Origin of the sequence: Salipiger bermudensis HTCC2601, assembly GCF_000153725.1 — a bacterium.
GTDB lineage: Bacteria > Pseudomonadota > Alphaproteobacteria > Rhodobacterales > Rhodobacteraceae > Salipiger > Salipiger bermudensis.
This window is the reverse complement of sequence record NZ_DS022276.1, coordinates 3,258,745-3,270,667: the sequence shown is the minus strand read 5'-3', so window position 1 is coordinate 3,270,667 and position 11,923 is coordinate 3,258,745. Positions and strand designations below refer to the sequence as shown.

Below are 11,923 nucleotides of genomic sequence, written 5' to 3'. Positions count from 1 at the left end.
GCGTCTTCCCAGTCTCAGATGGCGCATGTCAGATCTCCAGCGTCTTGGGGCGGCGGCGTTCGAACCACATCACGATCAGCAGGCGGGTCACCCAGATCGCGGTGAACACCGAGGTCACGATGCCGATGCCGAGCGTGATGGCGAAGCCGCGCACCGGACCCGAGCCCATGACGTAAAGAATGATGGCGGTGATCACCGTGGTGATGTTGGCGTCGACGATGGCCGACAGCGCCTTCGAATAGCCGAGCTCGATGGCGCGGGCCGGGCCGCGGGCGGATTTGATCTCTTCGCGGATGCGCTCGAAGATCAGCACGTTGGCGTCGACCGCCATGCCGACGGTGAGCACGATGCCGGCGATGCCGGGCAGTGTCAGCGTGGCGCCGATGGCCGAGAGGATGCCCATGATCAGGCCGATGTTGAGGATCAGCGCCACGTTGGCGAAGAGCCCGAACAGGCCGTAGCTGAGGAACATGAAGATCAGCACCGCGGCGAAGGCCACGCCGGTGGCAAGCTTGCCCGCGTCGATGCTGTCCTGACCGAGCTCGGGCCCGATGGTGCGCTCCTCGAGGAATTCCATCCCCGCCGGTAGCGCGCCAGCGCGCAGCAGCACCGCGAGGTTGGTGGACTCGGCGATGTCGAAATTGCCGGTGATGATGCCCGAGCCGCCGGGAATGTGGCTCTGGATCACCGGCGCCGAGATCACCTCGTCGTCGAGCACGATGGCGAAGGGCGAGCCGATGTTCTCGGCGGTGTAGTCGCCGAATTTGCGCGCACCGCTCGGGTTGAAGCGGAAGTTGACCGCCGGGCGGCCGTTCTGGTCGTAGCTCGGCTGCGCGTCGACCAGCTCTTCGCCGGTGACAACGGGGGCCGTCTCGAGGATGTAGAAGACGCCCTCTTCGTTCAGGGAGGGCAGCACCTCGTTGCCGACGCCGGCGCTTTCGCCGGCGCTCGAGGCACGGCCGACGACCGGCTGGAAGGTCAGCTGCGCCGTGGTGCCGATGATCTCCTTGAGCTCGGCGGCCGAGCCGATGCCCGGCACCTGGATCAGGATCCGGTCGGAGCCCTGGCGCTGGATCGTCGGCTCGCGGGTGCCGACCTCGTCGATGCGGCGGCGGATGATCTCGAGCGACTGCTGCATGGTGCGCTCGTCGGTGGCGCGCTGTTCGGCCTCCGAGAGCGTCACGATGATGTCGCTGCCATCGCCCGCAACCTGCAGGTCGGTGGCGCCGGCCCCGGTCAGCGAGACCACCGGCTGCGCCAGTCCGCGCACCAGCTCGAGCGCGCGGGCCATGCCGTCGGGGTTGGAGATCCGCACCCGGAGGATGCCGGGATCGGAGGGCTGAAGCCGGATCGTGCCGACCTCGTCGCGGGCGTCGCGAAGCACGTCGCGCACCTCGGGCCAGAGCGCCTCCATGCGCGCGGCATAGACATCCGAGAGCCGAACCTCGGCCAGCAGATGCGCACCGCCGCGCAGGTCGAGGCCGAGGTTCACGAGGTCCGAGGGCAGCCATGTCGGCCAGACCGAGGCCTGCGCCTCGCGCTCGGCCGTGCTGCCCTGCGCCTCGCGCTCGGCCGTGCTGCCCTGCGCCTCGATGGCCTTCACGGCATCGTTGTGCGATTCAACGCGATTATAGAAGAGGTTCGGCGCCGCCAGCACCAGCCCCGCCACCACCAGCGCCCAGATGAGGACGCGTTTCCAGGTATCGATCTGCAGCATGTCGGCGCCTAGGGGCTCAGCTCTCGGCCGGCTCGGTCTTGGACAGGACCTGCGTGACGGTGTTCTGCACCACGCGGACCTTCACGCCCTCGGCGATCTCGACGTCGATCTCGTTGTTGTCCTTGACCTTGGCCACCTTGCCGATGATGCCGCCCTGGGTGACGACCTGGTCGCCCCGGCGCAGCGCCGCGACCATCTTCTGGTGCTCCTTCATCTTCTTCTGCTGCGGACGGATGAGCAGGAAGTACATGATCGCGAAGATCAGGATGAGCGGAAGGAATTGTCCAAGCGCGGCTGGGTCCATGGGCGGGCTCCTCAGATGGAATGAATGCGGGGGAAGCCCCCGGTCAGGTCGCGCGGAACCTATGTGCGAACGGCAAGGGATGCAAGGAGCGTCACGGGGCCTTGCCCGGGACGTGAGATGCAAGGGGCGGATGCCGTCGGGTGAGCCGCGCAAAGACGGCCCCGGCGCGCGCTCGAGACCTGCCTCCCCCGTGTTCGATCAGCGCCGCATCGATGCCAAACACCGATCGCGTGCCCCTGCGCCCTTGCCGCAACGTCCCCTCGGCGCCTAGGCTGAGGCGAGAGCCCGCTTTCCGGGCGCAAGAAAAGGTTGAGCCCAAATGCGTTTGTTCCTGATCCTCGCCCTTGCGGGCACCGCGCTTGCCGGATGCGAGCGCTGCAGCCCCAAACCCAGCGCCAATGTGAATGTCGGCGTCGGCACCGACGGCGTGCGCACCGGCGTCAATGTCGGGCAACGCTGCGGCCCCCTTTATGTCGGCATGAGCGCCGGGGAGTATTACCACCCCAACTGGTGGTGACCCTCGGCCGCGCCGCCCGAACGCTCGTCACGCTGCTGGCCCTTGCCCTGCCCGGCCCTCTCGCCGCGCAGGATCCCGAGACCCGCATGATGACCCCGCGCGAGGGCGAACTGCCCGCCGTGGCCCGGAACCGGCTCTCCGACTGGGAGGCGGTCGGACGGCTCAACACCCGCGGCGTCAGCCGGCTCGGCATGTGCAGCGCGGCGCTCGTCGCGCCCGACACGCTGCTCACCGCCGCGCATTGCGTCGCCGGCCCCGACGGCAACCCGACCGCGCCCGAGATGCTGCATTTCGCCGCCGGCTGGTACGGCGGCGATCATGCCGCCGACAGCCCCGTCGCCTCCTACGAGGTCCATCCGCAGGCCTATGCGCAGGTCCAGCTCGACGTGGAACATGACATCGCGCTGGTCTACCTTGCCGAGCCGATCACCGAGGTCACGCCCCTCAAGATCGGTAGCACGTTCGCGCCGCCCTATGCGCTGGCGGGCTATCACGATCACCGCCCGCACCGGCTCTCGGCCCGGTTCGACTGCGACGGGAGACCGGTCCACCAGCTGCTTTTTGTCGACTGCCCGGTGCGCCCGGGCAATTCCGGCGGCCCGGCGCTCAGCGGCGGGCCGGACTGGCAGGTGATCGGCGTGGTCTCCGCCTCGGCGCGCGGCAATGCGCTGGTGGTTCCGGTCGATGAATGGGTGCGCGGACGCCTGTTGCAGGGCGCCCCCTACACCTCCGAGTGAAAAGAGGGCATAACCGCCCCGACTCGCACCCGAAAAGAAGGACAAGGGACGATGCACGACATCCGCGCCATCCGAGAAAACCCCGCCGCATTCGACGCGGCGCTGTCTCGCCGCGGGATGGAGCCGCAATCGCCCTCGATCCTGAAGATCGACGAAGAGCGCCGCGCCGCGATCCACGCCGCCGAGACCGCGCAGGCGGATCAGAAGAAGGCCGCCAAGGACGTGGGCGCCGCCAAGGCCTCGGGCAACGAGGCAGAGTTCGAACGGCTGCGCGCGCTCGTAGGCGCCAAGAAGGCCGAGGTCTCCGAGATGCAGGACCGCGCCAAGGCGCTCGACGCGCAGCTCGACGAGCTGCTGATGGGCCTGCCCAACCTGCCCTTCGATGACGTGCCGGACGGTGCCGACGAAGACGACAATGTCGAGATCCACCGCTGGGGCACCCCGGCCACGTTCGATTTCGCGCCGAAGGAGCACTACCAGCTCGCGGCCGTGCAGAAGGGTATGGATTTCGAGACCGCGGCCAAGCTCTCCGGCTCGCGCTTCGTGGTGCTCTCCGGTGGCGTCGTCCGCATCCACCGGGCGCTGGCGCAGTTCATGCTCGACACCCATGTCGAGGAGAACGGCCTCACCGAGACCTGGACCCCGGTGCTGGTGCGCGAAGAGATGATGTACGGCACCGGGCAGCTGCCGAAATTCGGCGAGGACAGCTACCAGACCCGCGAGGGCTGGTGGCTGGTGCCCACCGCCGAGGTCACGCTGACCAACATCGTCAACGGCGAGACCGTCGAGGAAAGCTACCTGCCGCGCCGCTACGTGGCGCACACCCAGTGTTTCCGCTCCGAGGCGGGCTCCGCCGGGCGCGACACCTCGGGTATGCTGCGCCAGCACCAGTTCGAGAAGGTCGAGATGGTCTCGGTCACCCACCCCGACAAATCCCGCGAGGAGCTCGACCGGATGACCGCCTGCGCGCAGGGCATCCTCGAGAAGCTCGGCCTGCCCTACCGCACCGTGGTGCTCTGCACCGGCGACATCGGATTCGGTGCGCGGCGTACCCATGACATCGAGGTCTGGCTGCCGGGACAGAACACCTACCGCGAGATCTCGTCGGTCTCGGTCTGCGGTGATTTCCAGGCCCGCCGGATGAACGCCCGCTTCAAGCCCGCGGGCGGCGGCAAGCCGGATTACGTGCACACGCTGAACGGCTCGGGCCTCGCGGTCGGGCGCTGCCTGATCGCAGTGCTGGAGAACGGCCAGCAGGAAGACGGCTCGGTCAAGCTGCCCGAGGCGCTGCATCCGTGGCTCGGCGGCAAGACCACTCTCACCGCCGACGGCGAGCTGGTCTGATCATGCAGGTGCTCTGGGCGGTTCTGGTGTTTCTGGCCGCGGTGGTCTTCGCCGCCGGGCCGGTGCTGTTTCCCGGCTTCAGCGGGTTCGACCCGAGCGCCTTTCCCGTGCCGCAGGACAACCCGCCGGTGCAGCCGGCGGGCTATGCGTTCGCGATCTGGGGCCTGATCTATCTCTGGCTCATCGCCGGCACCGGCTTTGGCCTGTTCCGCCGCTCCGACGACCCCGACTGGCAGCCGCACCGCCAGCCGCTCTTCATCAGCCTCGCCGTCGGCGTGGTCTGGCTGCCGGTGGCGCAGCTCTCGCCGATCGCCGCCACCGCGATGATCTGGGTGATGCTGGTCACCGCGCTGGTGGCGCTGTTCCGCACCGGCGACATGGACCGCTGGCTGCAGGTCTCGCCGCTGGCCGTCTACGCCGGCTGGCTGACCGCCGCCTCCTCGGTGTCCATCGGCTTGCTGCTGGCCGGCTACGGGCTGCTTGGGCCGACGCCCTCGGCGCTGGTGGCGCTGGCCATCGCTCTGGGCATAGCGCTGGTGGTGCAATACCGCCTGCACCGCGCGCCGCTTTACGGCATCACGGTGATCTGGGCGCTGGTGGCGGTGATCGTCGCGAACTCCTCGCCGCTCAATATCGCGGTGGTCGGGCTGTCCGTGGTCGGCATCTTCGCCATCCTCGCGCTGCGCGGCACCGACACCGAGTGAGGCCGGCAACTTCGCGCTTGCGCGGCGCGCCGGTTTCGCCACTCTGACCCAGCACCTCCCTGACCGTTCCGCGACGGCATGGCGATGCGACGGAACTTGCACCGCCCCGCCGCCGTTACTGGCAGACGGAACCTCCCGGGTCAGGACCCTCAGATGCAGATCTTTCAGTGCCCCAATTGCGGCGCCCCGCTCTATTTCCACAACACCGGCTGCACCTGCGGCCAGCAGGTGAGATTCGATCCAGATGCGCAGCGCATGCTGCCGCTGAGCGAGCCCTGCGCGAATCGCGACCTCATCGGCTGCAACTGGATGGCCGAGAACGGCGAGCTCTGCCGTTCCTGCGCCATGACCGAGATGCTTCCCGACCTGCGCGAGAACGGAAACCGTCCGCTCTGGGAGACCTCGGAGCTCTCCAAGCGCTGGATGCTCGCCAACCTCGCGCGCTGGGGCTGGTTCACGCCAAGCGATCCCGGCGCCCGGCCGGTGTTCAAGCTGCTCTCGGAGCAGACCGCCGCCGGACAGGCCGACATCATCATGGGCCATGCCAACGGGCTCATCACCATCAACGTGACCGAAGCCAGCGACGCGGTGCTGGCCAAGCGGCAGGAAGAGCTCGGCGAGCTCTACCGCACCATGCTGGGTCACATGCGACACGAGACGGCACATTTCCTGCACCTGCGCCTCTCCGAGTCCCCCGAGTTCCTAGCGCAGTTCCGCGCCCTGTTCGGCGACGAGCGTGCCGACTACGGCGCTGCGCTCGAGCGTCACTACGCCGACCCGCAACCGGCTGACGAGACCCACATCACCAGCTACGCCACCGCGCACCCGCACGAGGACTGGGCCGAGACCATCGCCCACCTGCTGCACCTGATCGACCTCGTCGACAGCGCCGCCGCCGCCCGGCTGGCGCTCCCGGGGGGCCCGCCCGCGGGACACGATGCCTATGCCGCCTCCGATACCGAGGCAGAGATCACCATGGCCATCGACCTTTCGATCGCGATGAACCACGTCAACCGCGCGATGGATCTGCCTGATCTCTACCCGTTCGTTCTGGCCCAAGGGGTGCGGGACAAGCTCGCCTTTGCGCATGGCTGGCTGCGCCGCAACGGACACGGCTGACCGAGCGCCCGACCGCGATGGTCGGCCTGCCTCCGGCGGGAGCATTTTTGACGAAGAGAAGCCAGGGGCGCAGCGCTCCTGGCTTCATTGGTTCAAAAATACCTCGGGGGTGAATTGGCGCACAGCGCCAAGAGGGGCAGCGCCCCCTGTCGCCCGGCCAAACCGCGACCTGAGCTTTAGAAACGCCTCGCAACAGCCTGATTTTTCTAGGAAATCAAGCGACGGCAGCAGTGGCTTGAATGCGCTCCACCATGGCCCGCAGCCCGTTGGAGCGCTGCGCCGAGAGGTGCTCGTTCAATCCCAGCCGGCCAAGCTCGGCGCGTGCGTCCAGCTTCGAGACCTCGCCCACGGGCAGCCCGTCATAGAGCTTGTGCAGGACGGCGATCAGGCCGCGCACGATCATCGCGTCGCTGTCGCCCTCGAAATGGAACACCCCGGCCTCGATCTGAGGATGCAGCCAGACTTGGCTGGCGCAGCCCTCGACCTTGGTGGCGGGCACCTTCAGCGCCTCGGGCAGCGGCGCCATCGCCTTGCCCATCTCGATCACCATCCGGTAGCGGTCTTCCCAGTCCTCGAGAAACTCGAAATCCTCGACCACCTCTTCGAACGCTGCCTGTGCCATGAACCATCTCCTGCTGTCGCCCCACAGGTAGGCAGCACAGGCGCAAAGGTCCAGCCCCGGAACGCGGCGCTTTTCAAGTTCCGCACAATGCGATAACCCCTTTGCCAAGGCAGGCAAGGGGCAGAAACGCCATGAAGAAAACTCTTTCCGTTGTGATCGTCGCGGGCCTCGTCCTGACCGGCTGCAGCAGCAGCTGGAACCCGGTCAACTGGTTCGGTCAGAGCGAATCTGTGCCGGTCAACGTCGACCCCAGCGCCACCGGCGCCACCAACCCGCTGATCCCCGCCCGGCGCGCCTCGATCTTCCGCAGCAATACCGCAGAACTCTACCTCGGCAGCCCGATCGAGACCATCTCCGAGCTGCTGATCGAGCGCCGTCCCGGCGGCGCGATCATCCGCGTCACCGGCACCGCCAACCGCGCCGGTCCGTTCGAGGTTCGCCTGATCCCCGACGAAACGCAGACCGACGGCGACACCCTCGCCTACACCATGAACGCCCTGCAATCCGCCGGTCCGGTCAATGTCGACGCCGATGCGCGCAGTGTCACCGCGGCGGTCTGGCTCACAGAGCAGGAGCTCTTCGGCATCCGCGAGGTTCGCGTGGCGGGCCGCAGCAACGTGCTGGTCTCGCGCCGCTGAGGCGCCCGCGCCGCACCCCGCCCAGCCACGGTCCTGAAACGAAACAACGCCCATCGCGGGGCGTTGCATGGGGACGTGAGGGCAAGTGCCTGCGCCGTCCTCAGATCTCGATGACCTCGACGTCGCGCCCCTTCACCGCGAGGCCGATGCGGCCCTCGCAAAGACGCAGCGCATCCTCGCCGAATACCTCGCGACGCCAGCCGGTCAGCGCCTTCACGTCGCGCTGGCCCGCTGCCATGGCGTCGAGATCCGCCGCCGGAGCGATCAGCCGTGCTGCCACGCCGGAGGCCTCGGTGCGCGCTTTCAGAAGCACCCGCAGAAGATCGGCCAGAGCCGGGTTCACCTGCAGCTGGTCCTTGCTGGTGTCGGGCTTGGGCAACGCGTCCTTGGGGCATTCCATCCCGGCCTTGATCGCGGCGAGGATACCATCGGCGATCGGCCCCTTGCGGGCCTCGCGCAGCAGCAGGCGCGAGCGGCCGAGATCCTCCATCGTCACCGGCTTGGTCGAGGCCAGCTCGGTCAGCGCGTCATCCTTGAACACCCGGTTGCGAGGGATGTTGCGCGACTGGGCGTAGTCCTCGCGGAACGCCGCCAGTTCGCGCACGATGGCGAGGAAGCGCGGGCTCGAGGAACGCGTCTTGACCCGCTGCCAGGCGTCCTGAGGGCGGGTGATGTAGGTCTCGGGATCGGTCAGAACACCCAGTTCCTCGGCGACCCAGCGAGCACGTCCGGTGCGCTCGAGCTCGGCGGCGAGGTATTCGTAGATCACCCGCAGGTGGGTCACGTCGGCGAGCGCGTATTTCTTCTGCGCGTCGGTCAGCGGACGGCGCGACCAGTCGGTAAAGCGCGAGGACTTGTCGAGCCCCTGCTTTGCGATCCGCTTGACCAGCGTCTCGTAGCCGACCTGCTCGCCGAAGCCGCAGACCATCGCCGCGACCTGGGTGTCGAAGAGCGGGTCGGGGATCACCCCGTGATCGATGAAGAAGATCTCGAGATCCTGCCGCGCGGCATGGAACACCTTGACCACGTTCGTGTTACGGAACAGCTCGAGCAGCGGCTCGAGCGACAACTCACCGGCCAGCGGATCGACCAGCACCGCATTCTCGTCTCCCTGCCCCGGATAGGCCAGCTGGATCAGGCAGAGCTTCGAGTAATAGGTGCGCTCGCGCAGGAATTCCGTGTCGACCGTGACATAGGGTGCCGTGGCTGCCTCGCTGCAGAAGGCGGCGAGATCTTCGGTCGAGGTGATGGTCTTCATGCGGGCTCCGGGCGCTTTGTGATCTTGTTGCTTCGCTCTTGCGGGTTGGCCTGTCCTACACCCGCCACGGCGCGGAGCAAAGCCCCCGGACCAGAAAGCGTCGCCGGCATGACCGCCCCGCGTCCACGCTGCATCATTCCATCACGTTTCGTGAAGGTGCCAGCGTCAAACATTCATTTCAAAGATGGTCGCGCAGGGGCTACCTCTGGCTCATCCCAAAGCCAACCCGGAGTTCCAGACATGACCTGCCTCGACACAACGCCCCTGCCCGCGCGCCGCGCCGCCCAGATCCCGCTCGCACCGCTCGCCGCAGCACTCGCCCTGCTTCTCGTGATGGGGGTTCCGGCGCTGCTGGCGCCACCGGCCACGCTCAACCCGGGCGACTGGCACGGCAATGCCGCGCCGTCACTGGTCACTCGGCGCTGAGCCGCAGCGTCTCGCGGTTGCCCTCGGCAAAGCGCCGCAGCACCGCCGGGTAAAGCCTGTGCTCCTGCACCAGCACCCGGGCCGCCAGATCGTCGGGCGTGTCGCCCGCGCGCACCGGGACCACCGCCTGGCCGAGGATCGGCCCCTCGTCGAGCTCGGGGGTCACCTCGTGCACGGTGCAGCCATGCTCTGCGTCGCCCGCCTCGAGGGCACGGGCATGGGTGTGCAACCCGCGATACTTGGGCAAGAGCGAGGGGTGGATGTTGAGCATCCGCCCCTGCCAGTTTTGCACGAAGCTCGCGGTCAGCACCCGCATGAAACCGGCCAGGCACAGAATGTCCGGCGCGGCCTTCACCAGCTCCGCCTGCAACGCCTCCTGGAAGGCCTCGCGGTCGCCCTTGAACGGACGGTGATCGACCACCGCCGTCGGGACACCCATCTCGGCGGCCTTGGCGAGGCCACCCGCCCCGGCATTGTTCGACAACACCAGCACCGGGCGCGCCGGGTGATCGCCGGTCATGCTCTCGACCAGCTTCACCATGTTCGAGCCGCCGCCCGAGATGAAGATGGCGACCCGTTTCAAGACAGCGTGCCCTCGTAGGACATGCCAGCCTCTCCGGTGACGGTGCCAAGCATGTAGACGGTCTCGCCCTCGCCGCGCAGCAGCTCGGCGATCGCCTCGGCGCGGGACGCATCCACCGCCAGCACCATGCCGACGCCGCAGTTGAAGGTCTTGAGCATCTCGGCGGGCGCGATGCCGCCGGTCTCGGCCATCCACTTGAACACCGGGGGCAGGTCCCAGGCGTCGAGGCTGATCTCGGCGCCCATGCCCTCGGGCAGAACGCGCGGCAGGTTCTCGGTGAGGCCGCCGCCGGTGATGTGGGCCAGCGCATGCACGCCGCCGGCACGCACCGCCGCAAGCGCCTGCTTCACGTATAGCCGGGTCGGCGTCAGGAGCGCGGCGCCGAGCGATCCCTCGGCCCAGGGGCAATCGGCGTCCCAGCCGAGGCCAGAGACCTCGACCAGCTTGCGCACGAGACTGTAGCCGTTGGAATGCACGCCGTCCGAGGCGAGACCAAGCAGCACATCGCCCTCGGTGACGCCGGCGGGCAGGTCGCTGCCGCGTTCCATGGCGCCGACGGCAAAGCCCGCGAGGTCGAAATCGCCCGCCGGGTACATGCCGGGCATCTCGGCGGTCTCACCGCCGATCAGAGCCGCACCCGAGCGCACGCAGCCCTCGGCAATGCCCTCGATGACGCGTGCCGCGCTCTCGGTGTCGAGCTTGCCGGTGGCGAAGTAGTCCAGGAAGAACAGAGGCTCGGCGCCCTGGCAGACCAGGTCGTTGACGCACATCGCCACGAGATCGATGCCGACGCCATCAAGGTGCCCGGTGTCGATGGCGATGCGCAGCTTGGTGCCCACGCCGTCGGTCGCGGCAACCAGCACCGGGTCGGTATAGCCCGCCGCCTTGAGGTCGAAGAGCGCGCCGAAGCCGCCGAGGCCGGACATGGTGCCGGCCCGGTTGGTGCGCTTTGCCGCCGGTTTGATGCGGTCCACAAGGGCATTGCCCGCGTCGATGTCCACGCCCGCATCCGCGTAGGTAATGCCGTTCTTGCCGTCGCTCATATCGCCCTCCGGGTTCGTTGCGCGCGGGCTTAGCGCAAGCGCGCCGCGAAGAAAAGCGCCAAGCAGCAGCAGCTTTCCGCCTCCTTGAACCGCTCGCATCTTCTCTTCGTCAAAAATACTCCCGCCGGAGGCGTGTCCCGCCCTCTCGGACCGCGCGACGCAGGAAATTTCGCATCGCCCGGCTGCACCCCCTTTGAATCCGCCCGCAACCTGCCTATATTCAGATCGTTCCCTCGGGAACTATGGGCATAAACGCGCATGTAATAAGCGGATCGGACCCGGGGGCGGTACCCGGCGGCTCCACCAAATCACCCTTCGTTGGGGGGAGGCATGGGGCCGAAACAGGATCGACGAACGTGTAAAGATGTAGCTTTGTCCCGGTGAGATACCACCGTTATCGGTTCACATTGCATAATTGCCAACGACAATCGTGCTCCGGTCGCTCTGGCTGCGTAAGCAGTCCGAAAGATCGAAATCTAAGTCCTTTCGCCTAGCAGCGTAAGGCGGGGTTCGCAGGCACCTGGCAACAGAAGCCTGCACTTTCAGACATCTTGCGGATCGCTCCTCACCTCCTACAAGAGGCGCATTCACCGCGATTGACCCGGCACCGGCCTGCTGCCAGCATCGCGCCATGCTGCGCGCCTTGCCCCTTTGCCTTTCGCTTCTCGCCCCGTGCTCGGCATCGGCCTGCGAGACCGCGCTGCTTCTGGCGATGGACGTGTCGAACTCCGTTGACGTGGCCGAGTACCGCATTCAGGCCGAGGGCCTCGCCTTCGCGCTCACGGATCCGCTGATCGCCGAGATCCTCGTGCAGGACCGGGTCGCCATCGCGGTGATGCAGTGGGCCGGCGAAGACCGACAGCAGCTCAGCATCGGCTGGACCCGGATGACCGCCCCCGCGGCCGTGGCCG

General features: G+C 67.6%; 14 protein-coding genes and 1 other RNA gene. 9 read left to right on the top strand and 6 right to left on the bottom strand.

Translation table 11 applies throughout. From position 1 onward, the window contains the following. Positions 1 to 28: 28 nt before the first annotated feature. Together secD and yajC are read right to left on the bottom strand one after the other, a co-directional pair. The gene (secD, locus tag R2601_RS15450) at positions 29 to 1,717 is read right to left on the bottom strand and encodes a protein translocase subunit SecD (protein WP_007799985.1); all 1,689 of its coding nucleotides are present in this window, start codon (positions 1,715 to 1,717) and stop codon (positions 29 to 31) included. Between the two features lie 16 nt (positions 1,718 to 1,733). Next, complete coding sequence (yajC, locus tag R2601_RS15445; protein ID WP_007799984.1) at positions 1,734 to 2,021, bottom strand: preprotein translocase subunit YajC; 288 nt, start codon at positions 2,019 to 2,021, stop codon at positions 1,734 to 1,736. Positions 2,022 to 2,340: 319 nt separating this feature from the next. Between yajC and R2601_RS15440 the strand changes: the two genes are divergently transcribed. The 5 genes from R2601_RS15440 to R2601_RS15420 all read left to right on the top strand — a co-directional run bounded on the left by R2601_RS15440 (position 2,341) and on the right by R2601_RS15420 (position 6,442). Then, positions 2,341 to 2,538: a hypothetical protein gene (locus tag R2601_RS15440; protein WP_007799982.1), complete on the top strand. Its 198-nt coding sequence runs from the start codon at positions 2,341 to 2,343 to the stop codon at positions 2,536 to 2,538. Next, complete coding sequence (locus tag R2601_RS15435) at positions 2,532 to 3,275, top strand: trypsin-like serine peptidase (protein WP_007799980.1); 744 nt, start codon at positions 2,532 to 2,534, stop codon at positions 3,273 to 3,275. Before R2601_RS15440 ends, R2601_RS15435 begins: the two co-directional genes overlap by 7 nt. Positions 3,276 to 3,326: 51 nt before the next feature. Further along, entirely contained in the window at positions 3,327 to 4,619 is a 1,293-nt protein-coding gene (gene serS, locus R2601_RS15430; RefSeq protein ID WP_007799979.1) for a serine--tRNA ligase, read from the top strand. Between the two features lie 2 nt (positions 4,620 to 4,621). Further along, positions 4,622 to 5,323, top strand: coding sequence for a TspO-related membrane protein (locus R2601_RS15425; RefSeq protein ID WP_007799977.1), 702 nt, complete (start codon positions 4,622 to 4,624; stop codon positions 5,321 to 5,323). Positions 5,324 to 5,476: 153 nt separating this feature from the next. Further along, positions 5,477 to 6,442, top strand: coding sequence for a zinc-binding metallopeptidase family protein (locus R2601_RS15420; RefSeq protein WP_007799975.1), 966 nt, complete (start codon positions 5,477 to 5,479; stop codon positions 6,440 to 6,442). Positions 6,443 to 6,656: 214 nt separating this feature from the next. Here R2601_RS15420 and R2601_RS15415 read toward each other — a convergent pair whose 3' ends face one another. Next, entirely contained in the window at positions 6,657 to 7,064 is a 408-nt protein-coding gene (locus R2601_RS15415) for a SufE family protein (protein WP_007799973.1), read from the bottom strand. A 131-nt stretch (positions 7,065 to 7,195) separates the two neighbouring features. Between R2601_RS15415 and R2601_RS15410 the strand changes: the two genes are divergently transcribed. Further along, complete coding sequence (locus R2601_RS15410) at positions 7,196 to 7,702, top strand: hypothetical protein (RefSeq protein WP_007799971.1); 507 nt, start codon at positions 7,196 to 7,198, stop codon at positions 7,700 to 7,702. 100 nt (positions 7,703 to 7,802) lie between these two features. Here R2601_RS15410 and rnd read toward each other — a convergent pair whose 3' ends face one another. Then, complete coding sequence (rnd, locus tag R2601_RS15405; protein ID WP_007799969.1) at positions 7,803 to 8,960, bottom strand: ribonuclease D; 1,158 nt, start codon at positions 8,958 to 8,960, stop codon at positions 7,803 to 7,805. 240 nt (positions 8,961 to 9,200) lie between these two features. Here rnd and R2601_RS15400 point away from each other — a divergent pair, with 240 nt between their 5' ends. Beyond that, complete coding sequence (locus R2601_RS15400; RefSeq protein ID WP_007799967.1) at positions 9,201 to 9,386, top strand: hypothetical protein; 186 nt, start codon at positions 9,201 to 9,203, stop codon at positions 9,384 to 9,386. On the opposite strand, the gene purN is transcribed toward R2601_RS15400, so the two are convergent. Both purN and purM read right to left on the bottom strand, forming a co-directional pair. Continuing rightward, positions 9,373 to 9,969, bottom strand: a complete 597-nt coding sequence (purN, locus tag R2601_RS15395; protein WP_007799965.1) for a phosphoribosylglycinamide formyltransferase — start codon at positions 9,967 to 9,969, stop codon at positions 9,373 to 9,375. The genes R2601_RS15400 and purN overlap by 14 nt on opposite strands. Further along, positions 9,966 to 11,012, bottom strand: a complete 1,047-nt coding sequence (gene purM / locus R2601_RS15390) for a phosphoribosylformylglycinamidine cyclo-ligase (RefSeq protein ID WP_040545424.1) — start codon at positions 11,010 to 11,012, stop codon at positions 9,966 to 9,968. Before purM ends, purN begins: the two co-directional genes overlap by 4 nt. 188 nt (positions 11,013 to 11,200) lie before the next feature. On the opposite strand from purM, the gene ssrA reads away from it, so the two are divergent. Together ssrA and R2601_RS26020 are read left to right on the top strand one after the other, a co-directional pair. Continuing rightward, positions 11,201 to 11,553, top strand: a transfer-messenger RNA (tmRNA) gene (gene ssrA / locus R2601_RS26025). A gap of 90 nt (positions 11,554 to 11,643) precedes the next feature. After that, a partial coding sequence (locus tag R2601_RS26020; RefSeq protein ID WP_007799961.1) for a DUF1194 domain-containing protein occupies positions 11,644 to 11,923 on the top strand: 280 nt, incomplete at its 3' end.